This window comes from Parabacteroides sp. D25 (genome assembly GCF_000307475.1).
In the GTDB taxonomy this organism is placed as follows: domain Bacteria; phylum Bacteroidota; class Bacteroidia; order Bacteroidales; family Tannerellaceae; genus Parabacteroides; species Parabacteroides distasonis.
Genome location: NZ_JH976505.1, coordinates 257,114 through 277,930 on the forward strand (window position 1 = coordinate 257,114; position 20,817 = coordinate 277,930).

General features: G+C 43.4%; 17 protein-coding genes. 8 read left to right on the plus strand and 9 right to left on the minus strand.

Annotated elements, in window-relative coordinates:
• Nucleotides 1-4 precede the first annotated feature (4 nt).
• The gene (locus tag HMPREF0999_RS15535) at nt 5-676 is read right to left on the minus strand and encodes a peptidylprolyl isomerase (RefSeq protein ID WP_005855801.1); all 672 of its coding nucleotides are present in this window, start codon (nt 674-676) and stop codon (nt 5-7) included.
• 197 nt (nt 677-873) lie between these two features.
• Here HMPREF0999_RS15535 and HMPREF0999_RS15540 point away from each other — a divergent pair, with 197 nt between their 5' ends.
• From HMPREF0999_RS15540 to HMPREF0999_RS15550, 3 genes are all read left to right on the plus strand, one after another.
• Complete coding sequence (locus tag HMPREF0999_RS15540; RefSeq protein WP_009276333.1) at nt 874-2,148, plus strand: MBL fold metallo-hydrolase; 1,275 nt, start codon at nt 874-876, stop codon at nt 2,146-2,148.
• 96 nt (nt 2,149-2,244) lie between these two features.
• Nucleotides 2,245-3,408 (plus strand): aldo/keto reductase, encoded by a 1,164-nt coding sequence (locus HMPREF0999_RS15545; protein WP_009276334.1) that lies wholly within the window; start codon nt 2,245-2,247, stop codon nt 3,406-3,408.
• Between the two features lie 17 nt (nt 3,409-3,425).
• Complete coding sequence (locus HMPREF0999_RS15550; protein WP_005855807.1) at nt 3,426-4,451, plus strand: alpha/beta hydrolase; 1,026 nt, start codon at nt 3,426-3,428, stop codon at nt 4,449-4,451.
• Between the two features lie 202 nt (nt 4,452-4,653).
• Here HMPREF0999_RS15550 and HMPREF0999_RS15555 read toward each other — a convergent pair whose 3' ends face one another.
• Both HMPREF0999_RS15555 and HMPREF0999_RS15560 read right to left on the minus strand, forming a co-directional pair.
• Nucleotides 4,654-5,556, minus strand: a complete 903-nt coding sequence (locus HMPREF0999_RS15555; protein WP_005855808.1) for a nucleotidyltransferase — start codon at nt 5,554-5,556, stop codon at nt 4,654-4,656.
• 82 nt (nt 5,557-5,638) lie between these two features.
• Nucleotides 5,639-7,174, minus strand: coding sequence for an alpha-N-arabinofuranosidase (locus tag HMPREF0999_RS15560; protein WP_009276335.1), 1,536 nt, complete (start codon nt 7,172-7,174; stop codon nt 5,639-5,641).
• Nucleotides 7,175-7,356: 182 nt separating this feature from the next.
• On the opposite strand from HMPREF0999_RS15560, the gene HMPREF0999_RS15565 reads away from it, so the two are divergent.
• Together HMPREF0999_RS15565 and HMPREF0999_RS23180 are read left to right on the plus strand one after the other, a co-directional pair.
• Entirely contained in the window at nt 7,357-9,399 is a 2,043-nt protein-coding gene (locus tag HMPREF0999_RS15565; protein ID WP_009276336.1) for a M13 family metallopeptidase, read from the plus strand.
• A gap of 146 nt (nt 9,400-9,545) precedes the next feature.
• Nucleotides 9,546-9,671, plus strand: a complete 126-nt coding sequence (locus HMPREF0999_RS23180) for a hypothetical protein (RefSeq protein WP_009276337.1) — start codon at nt 9,546-9,548, stop codon at nt 9,669-9,671.
• A gap of 7 nt (nt 9,672-9,678) precedes the next feature.
• On the opposite strand, the gene HMPREF0999_RS15570 is transcribed toward HMPREF0999_RS23180, so the two are convergent.
• Nucleotides 9,679-10,548: a helix-turn-helix domain-containing protein gene (locus tag HMPREF0999_RS15570; protein WP_008778253.1), complete on the minus strand. Its 870-nt coding sequence runs from the start codon at nt 10,546-10,548 to the stop codon at nt 9,679-9,681.
• 195 nt (nt 10,549-10,743) lie between these two features.
• On the opposite strand from HMPREF0999_RS15570, the gene HMPREF0999_RS15575 reads away from it, so the two are divergent.
• Nucleotides 10,744-10,965 carry a winged helix-turn-helix domain-containing protein gene (locus HMPREF0999_RS15575; protein WP_005855817.1) on the plus strand — a complete coding sequence of 74 codons (222 nt, stop codon included), beginning with the start codon at nt 10,744-10,746 and terminating at the stop codon, nt 10,963-10,965.
• Nucleotides 10,966-11,240: 275 nt separating this feature from the next.
• Here the strand turns inward: HMPREF0999_RS15575 and HMPREF0999_RS15580 are convergent, their stop codons facing one another.
• Genes HMPREF0999_RS15580 through HMPREF0999_RS15590 form a run of 3 tightly spaced genes read right to left on the minus strand, consistent with a single transcriptional unit; the run spans nt 11,241 to nt 16,916 of the window.
• Entirely contained in the window at nt 11,241-12,350 is a 1,110-nt protein-coding gene (locus HMPREF0999_RS15580; protein WP_005855818.1) for a SusE domain-containing protein, read from the minus strand.
• Nucleotides 12,351-12,378: 28 nt separating this feature from the next.
• The gene (locus tag HMPREF0999_RS15585; RefSeq protein WP_008780288.1) at nt 12,379-13,926 is read right to left on the minus strand and encodes a RagB/SusD family nutrient uptake outer membrane protein; all 1,548 of its coding nucleotides are present in this window, start codon (nt 13,924-13,926) and stop codon (nt 12,379-12,381) included.
• Nucleotides 13,927-13,946: 20 nt separating this feature from the next.
• Nucleotides 13,947-16,916, minus strand: a complete 2,970-nt coding sequence (locus tag HMPREF0999_RS15590) for a SusC/RagA family TonB-linked outer membrane protein (RefSeq protein WP_009276338.1) — start codon at nt 16,914-16,916, stop codon at nt 13,947-13,949.
• 200 nt (nt 16,917-17,116) lie between these two features.
• Between HMPREF0999_RS15590 and HMPREF0999_RS15595 the strand changes: the two genes are divergently transcribed.
• A complete protein-coding gene (locus tag HMPREF0999_RS15595) occupies nt 17,117-18,130 on the plus strand; it encodes a LacI family DNA-binding transcriptional regulator (RefSeq protein ID WP_005855821.1) in 1,014 nt (337 codons plus the stop codon).
• Between the two features lie 127 nt (nt 18,131-18,257).
• Complete coding sequence (locus HMPREF0999_RS15600) at nt 18,258-19,622, plus strand: MFS transporter (RefSeq protein WP_009276339.1); 1,365 nt, start codon at nt 18,258-18,260, stop codon at nt 19,620-19,622.
• Nucleotides 19,623-19,768: 146 nt separating this feature from the next.
• Here HMPREF0999_RS15600 and HMPREF0999_RS15605 read toward each other — a convergent pair whose 3' ends face one another.
• Together HMPREF0999_RS15605 and HMPREF0999_RS15615 are read right to left on the minus strand one after the other, a co-directional pair.
• Nucleotides 19,769-19,963 carry a hypothetical protein gene (locus HMPREF0999_RS15605; protein WP_005855829.1) on the minus strand — a complete coding sequence of 65 codons (195 nt, stop codon included), beginning with the start codon at nt 19,961-19,963 and terminating at the stop codon, nt 19,769-19,771.
• A 393-nt stretch (nt 19,964-20,356) separates the two neighbouring features.
• Nucleotides 20,357-20,758, minus strand: a complete 402-nt coding sequence (locus tag HMPREF0999_RS15615; protein WP_009276340.1) for a hypothetical protein — start codon at nt 20,756-20,758, stop codon at nt 20,357-20,359.
• Between the last annotated feature and the right edge of the window lie 59 nt (nt 20,759-20,817).

The window sequence follows — 20,817 nt, forward strand, 5'->3', positions numbered from 1 at the left end:
TTACTTATTTTTCTATGAGTTTCATTGACTTGATCTTTATGTTCTTCGTGGGCCTGTCTTCGGCGTTCGTCTCGACGAACTGTATCTTATCCACGACTTTCATACCCTGTATAACCTCTCCGAACACCGTATAGTTGCCGTCCAGATGAGGCGTTCCGCCTTCCAGCATATAGGCTTCTTTTTGCTCCGGCGTAAACTCGATGCCTTTCTCCTTGGTCATCTTATCTAGCTCCATCTCCGTAAAGAACTTTCCGGTCACGATATAGAATTGAGTCGCTGATGAGGCCTTCTCGGGATTCTCCTCATCCGGGGTACGTGCGGCACAGAGCATTCCCCGCTTATGGAAATATTTCGGATACACGAACTCGGCGGGGATGGTGTAATCTAGATCTCCGTCGCCCAGATGTGCGTCCAAGGGAGCGTCTTTCGAGTTGATATCGCCTCCTTGTATCATGAATTGCTTGATAACCCGATGGAACAATAATCCATCGTAACGGTGTTCTTTTACGTTCTTGATAAAATTATCCCTGTGCAACGGCGTGTCGTTGAACAGTTTCACCTTAATCTTACCCATATCCGTATCAATCAGCACCAATGTCTCAGTCTCTTGCGCATGCAGCGGGCATAGCGAAAGCATAAATACCGAAACAAACAACATCGTAAGAATCCGTCTCATATTTATTTCTATTAGTTTTAGATGGACAAAAATAAGAATAAATATCGATATCTATGATCAAAGGAATAGGTCTAAACATGATTTCTTTGGTAGGAAACCGTAATAGCGTTACAAACATCTGTAATATATGCACATCGTTTTATGTTGAATCTAGGTAATTTTGTCATAGAAATTTAAAACTCTAAATTCAATATACTATGAGAGCAAGTATCTTAGCTATTTTAATTTTAGGGGGGATTGTCTTAAACATAAAGGCTCAGTTTTCTTATAATGAAAAGGGTCAAGCCATCCCTCCTGCATCACAACCTTTCGGCAAAGAGGCTTTTGAGTCAACCGGGCATACGGTTATACGCTGGTTGGGGAACGCTGGCTTTCTGATTAATAGCCGTGGTACGTGTTTGATGGTCGATCCTATGTTGAAGGGATTTGATATGCCTTTGTTAATAAATATGCCGATTGCCCCTAAAGATGTTCCCCATTTGGATGCGGTATTGATCACTCATTGCGACAATGATCATTACAGTGTTCCTACTTGTACGGAAATGTCTTCTGTATGCCGGGAATATCATTCTACATTCTACATGGATTCTTTGATGGAAACACAGGGTTTGAACTCTTTCGGACATCGTATCGGGGAGACTTTTAATGTTGGTCCGATTTCTATCAAGTTAACTCCGGCTTACCATACGTGGCAAAATGAGTATCCGGGATATACGCGTGAATTTAAGGTTGAAGATTATTGTGGTTTCCTCATGAAAACACCGGATGGCTTAATTTGGGCACCGGGAGATTCCCGCTTTCTTCCTGAGTTCTTGGAATTACCTGCCCCGGACGTGATTTTCTTTGATTTTTCGGATGATTCATGGCATATAGGATTGGAGGGAGCCATAAAGATCGCAAATGCTTATCCTAAAGCGCAGCTTCTCCTGTCTCATTGGGGAACGGTGGATGCTCCCGATATGAAACCATTCAATGCCGACCCTAAAATGCTAGAAGAGCGTATCTTCAATCCGGAACGTGTTCATGTCTTAGCCCCGGGAGAAGCTTTTGACCTTGTAGCTCTCAGATCTAGCGAGGGTGAACAAAGTGCCGAGACATTGATTTTCCCTGCTGACGCAAAGGCTTCGTCGGAGTATAATACGGGGGATGTCTATGTCTCCTTGTTGAAGGAGTCTGGTAATACGATGATCGCACATTTTATATTCAAACCTAACAGCCGTAATTTCTGGCATTACCATCCGGATGCCGAGCAAACCTTGTTAGTACTTGATGGAGAAGGATATTATCAAGAGGAAGGAGGAGAGAAACGTGTGATCCGGAAGGGTGATGTGATCGTGACACCTCCTAATGTACGCCATTGGAATGGGGCGACACCGGGTAGCTCTATCGTATGTATGACCGTTACGGAACATGCGATCGAGAATCATGCCGTACAACTTCGGGCTGTGACGGATAAGGAGTATGACCGATGAAATTGGTATATCTATCTGTGGTTTTGATACATGTTTGGATGTAGGAACGTAGTATTTTTGCCGTGAATGGAATATTAATTAGAAAGGTCATAAGTTATGAGAAAGTACAATGAGATAAGCCGTCGGGGATTTTTGAGGTCGGCGGTATTGGCAGGAACAGGGATATGTGCTTCTTCCGTATTCAATGGAATGGTTGCCTGTGAGGGCGTGAACAGGCAAGGACCCTCGGCCTTGGATTGTAAAACTAATGCCGTGGTCGGTGTAAAGCGGACATTGGGAAGTGGTACGGCTTCCATGGTTGTATCGGCTATGGGATTTGGTTGTATGGGATTGAATCATCATCGCGGCCAGCATCCCGGCAAGAAGCAAGTAATCGCTTTGGTACATGAGGCCATCGATCGTGGTGTTACTTTGTTCGACACGGCAGAGAGCTATGGTTATCAAACGAATGAACGATTAGTTGGCGAAGCGTTGAAAGGTTATTCGGACCGGGTATTTGTAACTACTAAATTTGGGCATAAGTTTGTGGATGGCTTACAAATCAAGACAGAGGAAGATAGTTCTCCCAACAATATACGTAAGGTGTGCGAGAACTCGCTTCGCAATCTTGGAGTAGAAACTCTCGGTATGTTTTACCAGCATCGTGCGGACCCGAACACTCCGATTGAGGTCGTCGCTGAGACCGTGAACGAATTGATCAGAGAAGGCAAGGTATTGCATTTCGGACTTTGCGAGGTGAATGCCGATACCATCCGCCGTGCCCATAGGATCTGCCCTGTTACGGCTATACAGAGTGAATATCATTTGATGCATCGTGCCGTGGAGGAGAGCGTATTGCCGTTGTGTGAGGAATTGGGTATTGGTTTTGTTCCTTATAGTCCGATAAATCGAGGCTTTTTGGGAGGCTTGATTAACGAGTATACTCGATTTGATCCGGAAAACGACAATCGTCAAGATTTACCTCGTTTTCAACCGGAAGCTATCCGTGCCAATATGCGGATCGTGGAAGTGCTGAATGCTTTTGGGAGGACACGGGGGATCACGCCCGCACAAGTTGCCTTGGCATGGTTAATGAATAAGAAACCTTGGATCGTAGCTATACCGGGGACTACGAAGCTGTCTCATCTGGAAGAGAATTTACGTGCTGCGGATATCATTTTCACCGCCGGTGAGATGAGGGAATTGGAGGATGCGGTTTCCGCTATCCCTGTAGTGGGAAGCCGTTATAATGCGCTACAGGAATCAAAAGTACAGAAATAGATTAAGCTATCGGAAATATGAGACCTGTTTTTATACTTGGTATCATTCTCTTGCTTGTTGGATGTAAACAGCGAGATGAGCGTGTTCTGATGGTGGATGAGCAAGGCAGCTTCGCTGTTGGAGGTACGGTCTTGGTTGATTCATTAGGGCATACTTTTCATGGCGACCATGCGTACGTATTTTATCAAAAGCCGGTCGGAGCGAGGAAATACCCATTGGTATTCGCCCATGGTGTAGGGCAGTTTTCTAAGACATGGGAAACCACACCCGACGGGCGTGAGGGCTTCCAGAATATTTTCTTACGTCGCCGGTTTAGTGTCTATCTTGTCGATCAGCCTCGTAGAGGGAACGCCGGTAGAGGTACGGAGAGCGTGACAATTTCTCCGGCGTTTGACGAGGAGGTTTGGTTTAACCGTTTTCGTGTAGGTATCTGGCCGGATTATTTTGAAGGAGTACAGTTTAAGCGGGATAAGGAAACCTTGGACCAATACTTTCGTCAAATGACGCCGACTATTGGCACGACGGATTTTGAGGTCTATTCGGATGCCTACGCCGCTTTGTTCGACAAGATAGGCCCGGGCGTATTTATTACCCATTCGCAAGGCGGGCCCGTTGGATGGAATACATTGCTTAAGACGAGAAACATTAAGGCTATCGCGTCATACGAACCGGGTGGAGCGGTTCCTTTTCCGGAAGGGCAATTGCCGGAGGAGGCTAAGTTTATTACGCTTTCCAAGAAAATGGAAGGCATTGAAGTACCTATGTCCGTATTCATGGAATATACCAAGGTCCCTATCGTCATTTATTATGGAGATAATTTACCCGAAACCGATGAGCGTCCGGAGTTATATGAATGGACACGCCGTTTGCGCTTGATGAAGATATGGGCAAAAATGCTGAATGATCAGGGTGGGGATGTCACCGTTATTCATTTACCGGAGGTAGGATTACATGGCAATACCCATTTCCCTATGTCGGATTTAAATAATATAGAGGTTGCGGATTTGCTTTCTGAATGGTTACATACAAAAGCTTTGGACTAGGTCTTTTGGGTAATGGAAATATATATAGTATCGTTTTCATTAGGAGGTATTGATCTTTTCACAGAGGTGAAAAGATCGTATCACCCCCGTGAAAAGATCGCTTCACAGAGGTGAAAAGATCGCTTCACAAGGGTGATACGATAAGAGTCTTAGGCCACGACTGTTACTTCCTGCTGAGAAATCAGCCATAAGAACCTTATAATCAGAATAATTTGCTTGGATACTCGCCTGCGTCTACCAAGGCTTGGATCTTATCCACAACGCCTTGACGATCCGCCGCATAAGTTACGCCGAACCATTTGGAGGTTGTATCCAATACTTTCACACGGGCTGTTCCTTCCGTGATCAATTTATTTACCATCAACGGGATGAAATATTCACTCTTTAAATTACCCATATTGGCTTTTAGGAACTCCTTGAAATATTCCTCGGAATACTCGAAGTAATCGGGAGTGAAGCCCCACATATTCATGGATACCGGCGTATTTTCTTCCAATACGACCTTCTTTCCGTTCTCGTCTACAAACTGGATATCTCCGTCGATACGTTCGATAGCGGTACGCTCCACGACGCCTGTCAGATAACCTTCCTCGTTCGTGGCGCAAACACCACGTGCTACGGAACCGCTCTCGCTCAACGTATTACCTACACGGTAGCCTACCATGCAATAATCATTCTTCTTGCCATCCATCTCAGACAATTGCTTGCCTAATACGGCGAAGCTGTCACGTCCGTAGAAATCATCGGCGTTGATTACGGCGAAAGGCTCATTGATAACCTTCTTGCCCATCAATACGGCATGGTTGGTTCCCCACGGTTTCTCACGTCCCTCCGGGCAAGTGAAGCCCTCCGGAAGATCGTTCAAATCTTGGAATACGACTTCAACCGGGATATGGTTCTCATATTTGGAGATGATTTTCTCACGGAAGTCTTTCTCGAAAGATTTGCGGATAACGAATACAAGTTTACCGAACCCGCCACGAATAGCATCGAAAATAGAATAGTCCATGATGGTCTCGCCATTGGGACCTAGGCCGTCCAATTGTTTTAATCCTCCATAACGACTACCCATTCCGGCTGCCAATACAAATAATGTAGGTTTCATAATGCGTTTCTTTAATGTGTTTTTTAATTCTTCGGGCAAAGTTAATAATTATAGAAACATTGCCATGTTATTGTCCGTCTTTTTATAAAACTTCTAATACGACGATCGACATGGGAGGCAGGCTGACGCTTAACTTTCCCTTTTCCACCTTGGCTCCCTTGAAAACTTCCGGCTTGACCTTCTCCGGCGAATCGAATGTGTTATAGTCGTTTATGGAGGACGCTGTCAGGATACGCCCGTTCACGCTCTTTATCGTTACGTTTTGCTGGTCGATATGGATGTTCTCGCTTTGCCGGGGATCTACGTTCGCCAACGAGATATGGATTTTACCCTGCGAGTCCCGGGATGCGGAGGCGCTTACGACCGGCACTTCCCGGTTGTCTCTTACTTTCTCCTTGTCGCAGATTAGATCCATCGGCAAAAAGGTAGCGTCTTGATGAACCTTGTACATCTCGAACACATGGTAAGTAGGCGTAAGCACCATGTCCTTGCCTTTCGTGAGGATCATGGACTGCAATACATTGACAATCTGTGCGATATTGGCCATTTTCACCCGGTCCGTATATTTGTGGAAGACATGTAGGGTAAGAGCGGCTACGAAAGCGTCGCGCATCGTGTTTTGCTGGAACAGATGGCCGGGGATCGTACCGGGTTCCACATCCCACCAAGTACCCCATTCGTCTACCATGAGGGCTATATTTTTCTTCGGGTCGTATTTATCCATGATAGCGATATGCTTTTTAACGACATCCTCTATCTCAAGGCATTTTCCTAAGGTCCAGTAATAATCCTCCGTGTTGAAATCGGTAGCGGAGCCTTTATTGTTCCAATCTCCTACTGTATAATAATGTAAAGAGATACCATCCATGCGTCCGCCGATTTGTTTCATCAGCGTCTCGGTCCAGTTGTAATCATAATCGCTGGCACCGCTGGCGATCTTGAACAAGACATTGCTATCATAGTTACGGCAATACGTAGAGTAACGACGGTAAAGGTCGGAATAATATTCCGGTCGCATACTGCCCCCGCATCCCCAACTCTCGTTCCCAACGCCGAAAAACTTGACTTTCCATGCCTTATCCCGGCCATTTTTCCGGCGTAGGTTGGCCATAGGGCTGTCTCCTTCCGAGGTCATGTATTCCACCCATTTAGCCATTTCCTCAACCGTACCGCTTCCCACGTTTCCGCTGATGTAAGGCTCACAACCTAATAACTCACATAGATTCAAGAACTCATGGGTTCCAAAACTATTATCCTCAATCGTCCCTCCCCAGTTATTATTCACCATTTTCGGGCGATTTTCCTTGGGGCCGATTCCATCCATCCAATGATATTCGTCGGCGAAGCAACCGCCCGGCCAACGTAAGTTCGGGATCTGTAGTTTCTTCAACGCGTTTAAGACATCCGTACGGTATCCTTGGGTATTAGGGATGTCGGACTCTGGTCCCACCCATAAGCCACCGTAGATACAACTCCCTAGATGTTCGGCGAATTGCCCGTAAATATGTTTACTGATCTGTTGGTTACCTTGCTCCGGATAAATACGGATATTCGCGTCTCGCTGAGCGAATAAGGGAAGGACGATAAATGCACAAACGCTGATTATTAGTTTCTTCATGATATAAATGATTTGTTGGCAAAGATACACTTATTCTTGAATACATGAATCCTTTTATCGTCCGAAAAACACGTACGTGTTTTCGTAAAAAGTCGTACATGTTTTAAAAGAAACACGTACATGTTTTTCTTTTGCGTATTTATCGTATCTTTGTAAGGTTTTAAGGCAAAAGACTAAACAAAATGAGAAAGAGAAAAATGTTTCCGTTTTTAGCGGCTGGGATAGTCGCTTTAGCGAGTTGTAACACTCCTCAGAAAGAGGTAGTGAAGATCGCTGCTATTAATCCTGCGAATATGGATACCACGGTTGCCGCAGGTACGGATTTTTATGAATACGCTTGTGGTGGATGGATTAAGAATAATCCTTTGAAACCGGAATACGCTCGTTTCGGAACTTTCGACCAATTACTAGAGAATAACCAAGAGCAGCTCCGGGTATTGATCGAGGAACTTAGCGCTACGCCCCATGAGGCGGGTAGTGTCGCCGGGAAGATCGGCGCTTTGTATGCGATGGGATTGGATAGCACGAAGTTGAATGCCGATGGAGTGGCTCCTATCAAAGAGGAACTGGCCGCTATCAATGCGCTGGCGACGAAATCGGATGTCTCTAAGATGGTGGCTACGCTTCATAAGGAAGGCATGGCTCCGTTCTTCGCTTTGTTCGTGGACGCTGACGAGAAGAATAGTGCCATGAATATCGTCCAGCTGTATCAGGCTGGTATCGGAATGGGCGATCGGGATTATTATTTGTTGGAAGATGAAGGTTCCGCTAAGATGCGTGACGCTTACAGGGCTTATATAAATAAGTTATTTACGTTGGCCGGCTCAAGCCCGGAACAGGCGGATGCGGCGGTGGATGCCGTGATGAAAATAGAGAAGGCTATCGCTGAGATCTCTTATGGCCGTGAGGATTTGCGTGACTCCCAGAAAAACTATAATAAATTGGCTTACGAGGATTTCAAGCAAATAGAATCCCCGTTGGATTGGGATGTATATTTTGAATCCATGGGATTAGCTGGGCTGAAAGAGTTGGATGCGAAGCAAATCAACTTCTATAAGGATATGAATAAGGCTTTGCAGAATACGACGGTCGATGAGCAAAAATATTATTTGGCGTTTAATTTATTGAGCGCGGCGGCTCCGTACCTAAGTGATGATTTTGTAGACGCTGATTTTGAGTTCTATGGAAAGGTAATGTCCGGAAAGCAGGAACAACAACCTCGTTGGAAGCGTTCGTTGAATACGGTAAACGGTGCGTTGGGCGAGGCTGTCGGCGAGATGTATGTAGAGAAATACTTCCCGGCTTCTTCTAAGGAAAAGATGTTGACGCTAGTGGGGAATTTGCAGACTGCTTTGAGCGAGCGGATCAATGGCTTGGAATGGATGAGCGATACGACTAAGGCGAAAGCGCAAGAGAAATTGGCCGCTTTTACGGTGAAAATAGGTTATCCGGACAAATGGCGTGATTATAGTGGCTTGGAGATCAAGGACGATTCTTATTGGGCGAATGTCCGCCGTTCTAACATCTTCGATATGGCCTATCAATTGGCGGACGTGGATAAGCCGGTCGATAAGTCTCGTTGGCATATGAATCCGCAGACCGTGAACGCTTATTACAATCCGACTACGAATGAGATCTGTTTCCCGGCTGCGATCCTTCAGCCTCCATTCTTTAATCCGGATGCCGATGATGCGGTGAACTATGGCGCTATTGGCGTGGTAATCGGCCATGAGATGACGCATGGATTCGATGATCAGGGACGTAACTACGATAAGGATGGTAATTTGATCGATTGGTGGACTGCCGAGGATGCTGTTCGTTTCAAGGAGCGTGCTGATAAATTGGTTGATCAATATGACCAGATTATCGTAATAGATACGCTTCATGCCAACGGACGTTTTACGTTGGGTGAGAATATCGCCGACCACGGAGGTTTGTTGGTCGCTCACCAAGCTTATTTGAATAGCTTGAAGGGCAAAGAGACTCCGGCCCCGATCGATGGCTTCACGAATGAACAACGTTTCTTCTTGGGATATGCGACGTTGTGGGGACAAAATATCCGTCCCGAGGAGATCCGTCGTCGTACCAAGATCGACCCGCATTCATTGGGAAAATGGCGTGTGAACGCTGCCTTGCGTAATATCGCCCCGTTCTATGCCGCTTTTGACATTAAAGAGGGTGATCCGATGTTTATGGCTCCGGCTGATCGGGTAGTTATCTGGTAACCCAAATACAGAGTTTATATAAATGAGGGAAGTATGTCACGTCAAAAAGGCATACTTCCCTTTTTTCGTTTATCCCGATTTGGCGGTCTGATGCACTTTTCTTATTTTTGTTTGATTAAGAACGTTATACATGAAAATTTTATACCATGCGAAACTATATATCAATCGCCTTACTTTTCTTGGCATCTTCTGTTTTTGCGTATGATCCTCCCACGATGGGATGGAGCTCATGGATGCCCGATATCGATGGTATGGTTTTACTAAAGAAGTGATTGCTGGCTACGTGCTTGAGGGAATTTTCATTCTTCTATATTCTTGAGGTGTCATTCCCGTATGCTGCCTGAAATATTTGTTGAAAAAAGACAGGTTGTTAAAGCCTAAAGAGAAAGCGATCTCTTTTACGGTTAAGTCTGTTGATCTTAATTGTGCCTTGGCATCCATCGTGATAATGGAGGAGATGATTTCCAAAGGAGTAAGTCCGATCGCTTTCTTAATAGTCGTGCAGAAATGAGGTAACGACAAATTTAATTGAGCGGCGTAAAAAGAAACGCTGTGCTCGGTGGTATAATGCTCTACGACAAGTTGGATAAACTTACGGTAAATCTCATTGGTGCGCGTACGGATTCCATTTGTCCAATGGCTATGATTTTTATATAACTCAGCCGTTCCTTGCATGAATATCGTGAGATAAGCGATGACTAGGTTTTTATTTACCATAGAATAAGACGGGGATAAGGATTGCGCACGTATCAATAAACGGTATCCGTCAATATATAATTGAGCTACAGATTCTTCCAGCGGCATGATCGGATGTTCCGTGATAACGGGAAGAAAGCTCATGGTTGATTTAATAAAATTGATGTTTGTCATAAACTCCGAAGAGAATCCGGCGAAATAGAAACGTGCGTCGTCCGATATTTCATGAAACTGGATAAAATTGCTGGGCACTAAGGTCACGAAATCATATTTGTTAATCGTATACTTCGCTAGATTGATAGAAGCCTGCACGGAACCTTCTACACAAAGGAGAAACAAACCTGCCTTTATCTTATGAGGCAGCTTGCTGTATTTGTTTAGCGTCTCTTTTGTGATACGATCTCCGACGATAAAATCGTTCGTGATATCGAATGTGAGCATTTCCTTTTCCATATCTAATCGGTAATTCGTCTCAAATATAGGAATTAATAAATACTTATTATTCAAGATAATAAAAATAGAACATAGAAACGAAAGAATGGATATTGATTCCCTAAAATTTAAGGGCGAACTTTACAAATGACTACTAATCGTAGGAAAGAGGAAACAAAAAGAATATAGTTTGTTTACTAGAAAAATATTTTGATTATGGAAAAAGGAAGAATTGGACTAAACGCAGGAAAAGTGTGGCATGCGCTAAACGAGGTAAATGAAATATCTACGCAAGAGTTAAGCCGTAAATTGTCTTTAAGTATTGAGGACCTAGCCTTGGCTATTGGCTGGTTGGCTAGAGAAAACAATATTTATATCACGAGAAAGAATGGTTTGTTGTATGTCAGCAATGGCATCAAATCCAATATGTACTATTAAAAGGAAACAAAAAAAGGCTATCCATCACGGACAGCCAATCTCAATTGTTAACCTTAAATCTAATACCATGAAAAACACAGTGCAAATATAGAGATTTTATGTTATGTAGCATAATGAATAGTTTGGAAATCTCATTTGCTTAACTTGATTTAACAAAATCATGTTCTAAAACATATCTTTTGAGGCATAATTCATAAACACAAGCGTTACTTTTATCTATTACCACCTTTACTTGACTTTTAAATCAAGTAAAGGATGGTAATTTAAGTAATGCCTTATTCGGCTAGTAGAATGATATGTTTCGTTAAGTCATTAAACTTGATAAAATAGGTACCGGCGGAAACCTTTACATTATCACCTCCGTCAAATTTGGCGAATTGTCCTTGTTTATCGTTCCATAAACTATTGCTGCCACCGAAACTTACGGCCCAGTCATGATCCGCACGTAATTTCAAACCGCCATCGGACGGAATCTCTATTTTCTCGCCGATCCAGATGTGCTTGTCGTAACTAGCCTGTTGTAAATCTAGATCACCACCCCAATCATTGAAGTCTCCAATCAGGGAGATTTGTTTGTATTCGGTTGTCGCTCCGGTATAAGGTTCGATGCTGTATTTGTTACCAGCCAAGTCTAACGTGATCGTATAATAGCCATCCTGCGTGAAGCCTTCGATATTACCGCTACCGCCGTCATTGCTTAATGCTCCGTCGCTGTCGTAACCCCATTGAATGCCCCAATCACCCGGGGTTTGAATGATCTTGAATGCGCTACCGGCTTTTACGAAACCTGTGTAAGTGAATAACATATTATTGACATCGTCATCAGCGAATATACGCATCGATGGGTCGTTATTGTTCCATCCGTTGTCGAATATGTCACCCACGAAATAAACTTGGGTACGGGCGCCACTATATGGAGTGATCGCCATGTTTACCGTGTTCGAATAAAGTTCGGGAACACTGTCGTTAATAAATGCTTTAAGACGGAAGTCCACATTATAAGCTACGGTAGGATTAACCATTCCCAAATTGTTCATGGCATCATTCAGCTCGAATGTCTTGATCAAGACTTTTTCGCCGGAACCGGTAGTTGGCAGCGACTCGAATTTCTCGAATTCAGTTCCTCCTTCACAGACTTGTACGGTATACGTTACACCTGCCGCAAAACCGTAATCCGGTTGTTCACAGGTAAAAATATCGATGATACTACTGGCATTTTCCGGCATTAAAGTATATGAGCTATTATTCGGAGCATTGAGGGTAAAAGATATATTATTACCTTCTGAGTCCTTTAGGTCATTGATAACCGGATCTTTATCGTCCGTGCAGGCAGAAAAAGCACAGATGCCCGCAAACACGATGGATAATATATTGACTTTATTCATAATTGTTACTTATTAATAGGTTTTACGATTAATAACCCGGATTTTGTTTCAAGTTACTGTTTGCCACGAGTTGGGTCGAAGGAATCGGTAACAATGAGAAGTGACTGGAGATTGAAGTACCTCCCGCTGTCTCGCCTTTCCAATCCCAAGTATAATTGGAGGTGAACTTATTGTAGCGGATCAAATCCGTACGGCGTTGCGCCTCAAAATAGAACTCACGGGCCTTCTCATCAAGCACAAAATCCAAAGTAAGATCGGTTGCCGTAATTTCCGTGGCTTTCGCTCTTTTCCGTAGCTGGTTAATAGCGCTTAAAGCGGCTTGTTTATCGCCTCCTGCCCGTAATGTGGCTTCGGCGAAGGTCAGATTAGCCTCGGCTAAACGGAACAATGGGAAATCCATATCCGGGAACTGCTGATTCGGATCGTGACCGATTTGTCCGGATTTCGTGATATTCTTGAATTTAGTTACAGAATAACCTTCTGTAAACTCGGTCGGCTTATTGATCTCGAATGTACGGTCTGTAGTCCAGAAAGAGGCACGTGTATCAGTTGTTTTCGATAAGTCTCCGTCAGAAGCGAACTTTTTCACCAATGCCATGCGGGCACGGTTACCACCCCATGCTTCTTTAGTCCCGAAATCAACCAGTGCGTTCATGTCACCACTGATAAAGCTGGCGATAAAGAACAATCCGGACCAAGAGCGAGTCTGTACGCCATCATAACAAATCGGCAGGATCATCTCGGGAGAGGTGTTGTTATCTGCAAGGAAATTATCTCCATAATTAGGAGCCAGAGAGAAACCGGCATCCATGACTTTCTTTGAGTATTCAGCGGCGGCAGACCATTGAGGGGTACCTGTATATACTTCTGCGTTCAGATATAAGCGGGAAAGTAGCATCCATATGGCGGCTTGATCGGCACGTCCATATACATTTGCACGGGGAGCCTTCATTTGTGGCTCGATTTCTTTCAACTCTTTCTCTATATAGGTATAGAGATTCGCCCGGGTAATCCGTTCGGGGACATAGGTACCGATACCCGTGTTCTCATCAACGAACGGGACATTGCCATATAAATCAATCAAATAATAATAATCCAAGGCACGGATAAAACGAACTTCAGCACGCTGTGTAAGACTTTCCTCGTCATCCTTGCCCTCTGTCTGTATTAAGAAGTTATTACACTGAGCGATTTGGATGTACAGACGGTTGAACATATTCAATACCACACCGTTCGAGGCGGTAAACTTAGCGAAGTTCAAGGGATATACATCCACGTCGCCAGACCAAGCGCAAATAGCCTCGTCCGTAGGAAGCTCATTTAGGTTGAATAGCATACGCATCAAACCCGACGCTCCCTCATCCGTGTCGGCGATATCTCCTTGTCCGTCGGGACCTTTATTTCCTGTGATGGCTAATCCCGCATAGATCTTGGCGAAATTGGCGTTCTGATCGAACTCTACGTTTAGGTTCGGATCGATAGGCGTAACATCGAGATCACCTAGGCAAGAGGTGAAGTTTACGCTAAAAACCAGCGATAAAGCCGGTATTATATATTTAAAGAATTTCGTATTCATATAGATATCCTGATTTAAAATTAGAAGTTAAGACTTACACCGAGTATACCTACCAATGGGCGAGGATATACGTTCTTATCGATACCGAAGGTCTTATCAGCTGCGTTCGCTACCTCCGGATCCAATCCTTTATATTTCGTGATAACAAAAGGATTCTGTACGGTTCCGTAGATGCGTCCGCCCAATACGCCGAATAATTTGTTGAAAGAGTAACCCAACGTGATATTATCGCAGCGTAAGAAAGATGCGTTTTGTACATAATAATCGGACAATACGTTCATGTTCTGGAAATTCGTATCGAAAGCGGATAGCGGACGGTTGGATAGATAGCCTTTATTGTTAATACTACCTTCACTTAATGCCGCATTGGATGAGGCTACATTATTATATACATAGTTCCCGAGGTTGGAACGAAGTGAGAAACTGAAATCCCATGCTTTCCATACCAATTTAGAAGTAAAGCCCATCGTTACATCGGCCGCCGGTTTATGGCAGAAATAACGGTCCTCGTCATTGATCACGCCATCTCCGTTGCGGTCCACGTATAATCCTTCGATCGGATTTCCCTGTTGATCATATACCTGCTCGTATACATAGAATGAGTTCGCCGGGTGATTCACGCCTTGTGCCTGTATCATGGTCCCGGTACCACCTTCTACGGTTCCTGTCAATACGATGGATGAGGCGTCATCCTGTGCGGTTAGCTTCGTAATCTCGTTGTTGTTCCAAGCGACATTAAAGCCTAGGTCCCATTTCCAATCAGAGGTTGAGATCGCTTTAGCGTTGATGGAGAACTCAACACCTTGATTTCTCAAAGAACCGATATTGCTGACGATACGGTTCTTGAAGTTTGTTCCGGCAGGTACGTCGATCACATTGATCAAGTCCTTAGTTTCCCTGTAATAATAGTCCAAGGATGAAGTGATACGGTTATCTAAGAATCCGAAGTCGAATCCGGCGTTCCAAGTAGTAGTCTCCTCCCATTTCAAGTTCGGGTTGTAACCGTCGGGACGGGCGATAGGAACAAATTGGTCGCCAAATTGATAGTAGGCTCCGTCTTGTCCCGCGAAATAAGTCGCCATATACGGGTAGTCTCCTTGCGAGATATCCTGTTGACCAGTAATACCATAACCCAAGCGTAGTTTTAAATCCGATACAGCGTCCACGTCTTTCATAAAGCCCTCTTCCTTGATCTTCCATCCTAAAGCCACGGAAGGGAACAATCCCCAACGGTTGTCTTTAGAGAAGCGGGAAGTGCCATCGTTACGTAAGGTAGCGGTGATAAGATAGCGATTCATGAATGAATAATTGACACGTCCGAAGAAAGAGATCAAATAACTTTCTGTCTTGAAAATATAAGAAGTCGGGTTATCTCCGTTCAAGTTATTGTATGCGTTCTCTGTGGAACGATGGAAATGTTGCCAAGAGTAACCAGCCATGATATCAAAATGATGCTTTTCATTGAAATCCTTAGCGTATTGCAAATAAAAATCCAATAGGTGATTGTATTTGTCGATCGTCTCATAACCTGTTTTGCCGTTATCCACGTAACCTAATGGAGATTCTTTCGGATAGTAAATATCTTGTGTACCGGTAGCCATATCCATACCTAAATTCAAGTTCGCACGTAATTCGGGAAGGAAATGGAATTTATAATCAACTTGGATATTACCGACCAAGTTTTTAGAATTAGCCTCTTCTTTTTTCTGTTGAAGCATCGCTACCGGGTTTTTTGTAGCGATTGAGATAAATTCACCGGCATTTTCCCAAGCGAAATAACCTCCGTATTTACTGTTGCCGTTCATGACTGGTTGAGTCGGGTCGAATGCGATTGCCGCTCCGATAGCTCCCGTATCGGCGAAACGATTATTTGAGATCATTCCCTTGGCGTTGAAGTTAATATTTAAATGATCTTCGAAGAAACTGGGAGCTAGGTTTACAGATCCAGTATAACGTTCGAACTTAGAGGTTTTCAATATACCATTTTGGTTTGTATATCCGGCGGATACACGATAAGGCATATTATTCAAGCCTCCGGATACCGTGATATTATGATCGGTTCCCACGGCTGTACGGAAGATCTCTTTCTGCCAATCCGTATTTTCTTTTCCTAATAACTTAACGGCGCTTGATTCCGCCCCAAAACGATCCGTTACGAAATTACGATATTCGTCAGCTCCCATAACATCGATTGATTTGGTCTTCGTGCTGATAGAAACGTTTCCATCGTACGTAACCCGTGGGCGGGAGCCTTTTTCACCTTTCTTAGTGGTAATAAGAATCACACCGTTAGAGGCACGCGAACCATAGATCGCTGTGGCGGATGCGTCTTTTAATACGGTGAATGTTGCGATATCGTTCGGGTTGATCGTACTCAACGGGTTGGATACCCCTTTGATACCGTCATTGTCGATCGGAAGTCCATCGATAACGATCAGCGGGTTGTTGCTGGCCGATAAGGAAGAACCACCACGGATGCGGATACTGGCTCCCGAACCCGGAGCTCCACCGTCAGTCGTGATATTTACGCCGGCGATTTTACCGTTGATCATATCGGTTGCGGTGGTGGTCAAACCCCGGTTCATCTTATCTGGCTTAATGGCCGTCACGGAACCGGTAGCGTCATCTTTCTTCACCGTACCATAACCGATTACGACAATCTCGTCCAATACTTCCGTATCTTCTTGTAATACGACAATTAAATTACTTTGTCCTTGGTTGATAATGTCTTGTGATTTGTAGCCTATGTAAGAAATACCGATCGTACTTCCTTTAGGCGCCGAAAGCATAAAGTTACCGTCGAAATCGGTAACAGTTCCATTCGTAGTTCCTTTTTCAAGGATACTAGCCCCAATGATGGGTTCACCTTTCGCATCTTTCACGTTGCCTTTGATCGTGACGTCTTGTGCGAAAACATTGCAGGAGAGAAACAATCCTATCAAGATAGATAAGATTACTCTTGCGTCGCAAGAATACATTTTTTGTTTCATGCATTAGACAGTTTAAGATTAATACTCTATTATATTTATTGAATTTTAGCCATAGTATGTGAATGCAAATGTATGTTTATCAAACCTCTCATGTTGTTAAAATGTTTGTCGATACCCCTATAAATTTACGCAAACGTTCTCGCAAACGTTTGCATTGTATGACCTAAATACATATCTTTGATTTTATAAAAAAGAGAACCATGAAAAAGCGTCAAATCACGATAAAGGATATAGCGAAAGCCTTGCATATTTCCCCGTCAACAGTCTCTCGTTCCTTGGCTGATCATCCGGATATCAGCCAAGAAACCAAGAATATAGTGAATGCTTACGCTCGTGAACATAAATATAAGCCCAATGCCTTAGCCTTGAGTTTACGGACAAATAATACGAAAACAATCGGTGTTATTTTACCGCAGATCGTACATTATTTCTTTTCTTCTGTTTTATCCGGTATAGAGGATGAGGCGGAAAAGGGAGGGTATCGTGTTATTATTTGTCAAAGTAATGAGAATTATGAGAAAGAAGTAAAAGGTGCGCAAGCTTTATTGGAAGCACGTGTTTGCGGTGTCTTGGCTTCTGTCGCTAAAACAACGACGATCTACAATCATTTCCAAGAACTAATCGATAGCGATATACCTATGGTGTTTTTTGATCGTATATGCACGGGGATCTTGACAGACCGGGTGGTCGTTGATGATTATGCCGGGGTTTGTTCCGCTGTTGAATACTTGATTCGTAGCGGTTGCCGGCGAATCGCCTTTTTCGGATCTCCTTCTCATTTAGCGATCTCTAATAATCGTAGGATGGGATATGAGGATGCTTTGCGTAAAAATGGATTACCGGTAGATAAAGAGTTAATTAAGATTTGTGATAATTATACCGAGGCGCTTCGGTTGACCCCGGAATTATTGTCGTTGCCCAATCGTCCGGATGCGTTCTTCGCCGTAAATGATGAGACTGCTATAGGGGTGCTGAATGTTGTCAAGGCCAAGGGATTGAGGATACCCGATGAGGTTTCGATTTGTGGGTTTACGAATAATAGCTTAGCGGAAGTTAGTGATCCCCTGCTGACCTCCGTGGATCAACATGGTTATGAGTTGGGAGCTATCGCTATGCGTTTACTGATAGAACGTTTGAATGGCGTGCGTGACGGGGATCGTATCGTGAGCAAGATTATCAAGACAAATCTGGTGGTGAGACAGTCTACCCGTTAAAAAAGTAGCTTCCGAAAACGTTTGCTCTACTTCTTTGCATGAATTTGAATAGGGACGACGTCCTGTTTCGGAATAATTCCGTATGTTTGTCACCAAACAAATAAATACCTTAAAAAACATAATTCTCATGAAAACAAAACCATTTTTGAGTTTTTGGCAAATTTGGAATCTAACTTTCGGTTTCTTGGGCATTCAATTCGGTTTCGCCCTTCAGAACGCAAATTCAAGTAGAATACTTCAAACCTATGGAGCGGATGTAGAGCAACTATCCTTATTTTGGTTAGCGGCTCCGCTGACAGGTATGATCATACAACCTATCATTGGTCATTATTCCGACCAAACATGGTGCCGTTTAGGACGTCGGCGTCCGTTTTTTCTGGTAGGAGCTATCTTTACGACGATTGCCTTGATATTGATGCCGAATGCGGGATTGTTCTTGTCACCCGGTACAGAGACGGCTATTTTATCTCCCGTATTGATTGGTGCGGGTATGTTGATGATCATGGATGCTTCCATCAATGTAACGATGGAGCCTTTCCGTGCCTTGGTAGGGGATATGCTACCCGATGAGCAGCATACGACCGGGTTCTCGATCCAGACTTTCTTGATCGGTATCGGTGCTGTCGTTGGTTCCTTGTTGCCGAGTATTATGAATAAGGTGTTTGGTTTATCTAATACGGCGGTTGCTGGTGAAGTTGCCGATAATGTTAAATTCGCCTTTTATGCAGGTGCGGCGATTTTATTAGCGAGCGTATTATGGACGATCTTTAAGACAAAGGAATATTCCCCGGAAGAGATGGCTGAGTTTCGGCTTTCCGGTGGCGAGGTCATCGAAAAAAGGCGGGATAGTAATGGCTTTATGGAGATCATACATGATATCTTTCATATGCCTAAAATAATGTTACAGTTAGGTTTATGTCAGTTTTTCGCTTGGTTTGCCTTGTATTCCATGTGGGTTTATTCTACACCTGCTATCGCTGAACATGTATATGGGACGACCGATCCTGCTTCCGCCGAATATGCGATGGCTGGCGATAAGGTAGGTGAGTTATTCAGTATCTATAATTTTGTGGCGATGTTATTCGCTTTATTGTTGATCCCGATTGCCCGTCATTTCGGTCGGAAAATGACTCATGCCCTCTGTTTATGCCTAGGAGGGGCAGGGTTGGTTTCTCTCTATTTGTTGAATAACACAGGAATGATGGTCTTTTCTATGATTGGCATCGGTATAGCGTGGGCAAGTATATTGGCGATGCCTTATGCTATTCTTTCCGATAGTCTTCCCGCTGATAAGATGGGTACTTATATGGGTATATTTAATTTCTTTATAACGATACCTCAGATCACGAATGGAATCATTCATGGATGGATTGTACGTAATGTTTATCATGGGCATGCTGTGTTCGCTTTGTTAACGGGAGGTGTTTTCTTGTTTTTCGCCGCCGCCGCAGTTAGTCTTATCAAAGAGAAAAAGTTCAGTAGAAAAGTGTAAGGTATATAAGTCCGGTTTCCTGTTGTCAAGCGTAAAAACGCTATACCCAAGTCAAACAGCAAGTTATTATAATGTAGGTAGAAAAACGTATCTCAGATAATCCCGGGTCACCCCGGGACAACAACAGGAAACCAATGGACTAACTACTAAAAGGCTTCTTCCTCTTCCTTTTGGCGTGATCCTATGACGCGAAGAACTAACATCGCTACCGTAATCACACCGAGGGATCCCATGGTTACGTTTTTAGTAACCTCATTGTCAAATGTTGTAGTTCCGACTAATACCAATACGATAAATGAAACCATCATGATTGCATCAGCCAAATCCTTATTTATTCTCATGATCTTCTTATTTTTTTAGGATTCGATAATTGTTGTATTTTATTATTCTTTTTCCAAGACTTCCTCTTCCGATGACGTCCCGGTACTACTCAGTCCTTTCATTATGCCATATAGACCAACACATAGAGTACCCATAACTACTACTAATTTAATATAGTCGTTAGGGATGATAGAACTGCATGCGAATACACAACCTGCGATTGTTAGAAGAACATAAAGATATATACGTATTTTACCTGATTTATTAGTTGTCATAATTGTAATTTTTAATTGTTTATAATAATGTAAATGGGCAATAACTCCCCGGAAATATTGATTTAATAAATGCAATATTCCTACCGATAAGACATATCAATGACTTACCGAAAGATACAAATATGAAACAATTAAAAACTAAATAATGAGTTTTCGTAGGGCAAAGACATGCTCTCCCATACGACACAGAAGTGTGGATAAATTTATGATCTGATAAGTGGATATATGTTGAGATACTCTATGAAGTTGATTTACTCCTCTCAAACGCATGTCTTGAAGGGATTTCTCCATATTTTTCCATATCCGTATTTCGATAGTGTTGTTTGCCGTTTGTGAAATCCTGCGGGGAGTTAAGCAGTTACTGCTTTTCAGCTCGTTACTTAATACTTCGAAACGACGTTGGGCATCTGCCGTGTTTTTTTCTTTCATAACGGCCTCTTTAGTCGCAGACATAACCTCATCCATACTCTTTGTTCCTTCTTCGGGAGCAAACAGCATGAAGCTCATCAACAGACCTAATATGAATAGAAAATTCTTCATGGCGCAAATATACAAGTATTTCTTTAGATAATAACAACAGTATATGTTATTTGTTTTTT

Bases quoted from the DNA above. Each gene is read 5' to 3' on its own strand.
- HMPREF0999_RS15535 (WP_005855801.1), bottom strand. From the start codon at position 676: ATGAGACGGATTCTTACGATGTTGTTTGTTTCGGTATTTATGCTTTCG.
- HMPREF0999_RS15540 (WP_009276333.1), top strand. From the start codon at position 874: ATGAGAGCAAGTATCTTAGCTATTTTAATTTTAGGGGGGATTGTCTTA.
- HMPREF0999_RS15545 (WP_009276334.1), top strand. From the start codon at position 2,245: ATGAGAAAGTACAATGAGATAAGCCGTCGGGGATTTTTGAGGTCGGCG.
- HMPREF0999_RS15550 (WP_005855807.1), top strand. From the start codon at position 3,426: ATGAGACCTGTTTTTATACTTGGTATCATTCTCTTGCTTGTTGGATGT.
- HMPREF0999_RS15555 (WP_005855808.1), bottom strand. From the start codon at position 5,556: ATGAAACCTACATTATTTGTATTGGCAGCCGGAATGGGTAGTCGTTAT.
- HMPREF0999_RS15560 (WP_009276335.1), bottom strand. From the start codon at position 7,174: ATGAAGAAACTAATAATCAGCGTTTGTGCATTTATCGTCCTTCCCTTA.
- HMPREF0999_RS15565 (WP_009276336.1), top strand. From the start codon at position 7,357: ATGAGAAAGAGAAAAATGTTTCCGTTTTTAGCGGCTGGGATAGTCGCT.
- HMPREF0999_RS23180 (WP_009276337.1), top strand. From the start codon at position 9,546: ATGCGAAACTATATATCAATCGCCTTACTTTTCTTGGCATCTTCTGTT.
- HMPREF0999_RS15570 (WP_008778253.1), bottom strand. From the start codon at position 10,548: ATGGAAAAGGAAATGCTCACATTCGATATCACGAACGATTTTATCGTC.
- HMPREF0999_RS15575 (WP_005855817.1), top strand. From the start codon at position 10,744: ATGGAAAAAGGAAGAATTGGACTAAACGCAGGAAAAGTGTGGCATGCG.
- HMPREF0999_RS15580 (WP_005855818.1), bottom strand. From the start codon at position 12,350: ATGAATAAAGTCAATATATTATCCATCGTGTTTGCGGGCATCTGTGCT.
- HMPREF0999_RS15585 (WP_008780288.1), bottom strand. From the start codon at position 13,926: ATGAATACGAAATTCTTTAAATATATAATACCGGCTTTATCGCTGGTT.
- HMPREF0999_RS15590 (WP_009276338.1), bottom strand. From the start codon at position 16,916: ATGAAACAAAAAATGTATTCTTGCGACGCAAGAGTAATCTTATCTATC.
- HMPREF0999_RS15595 (WP_005855821.1), top strand. From the start codon at position 17,117: ATGAAAAAGCGTCAAATCACGATAAAGGATATAGCGAAAGCCTTGCAT.
- HMPREF0999_RS15600 (WP_009276339.1), top strand. From the start codon at position 18,258: ATGAAAACAAAACCATTTTTGAGTTTTTGGCAAATTTGGAATCTAACT.
- HMPREF0999_RS15605 (WP_005855829.1), bottom strand. From the start codon at position 19,963: ATGAGAATAAATAAGGATTTGGCTGATGCAATCATGATGGTTTCATTT.
- HMPREF0999_RS15615 (WP_009276340.1), bottom strand. From the start codon at position 20,758: ATGAAGAATTTTCTATTCATATTAGGTCTGTTGATGAGCTTCATGCTG.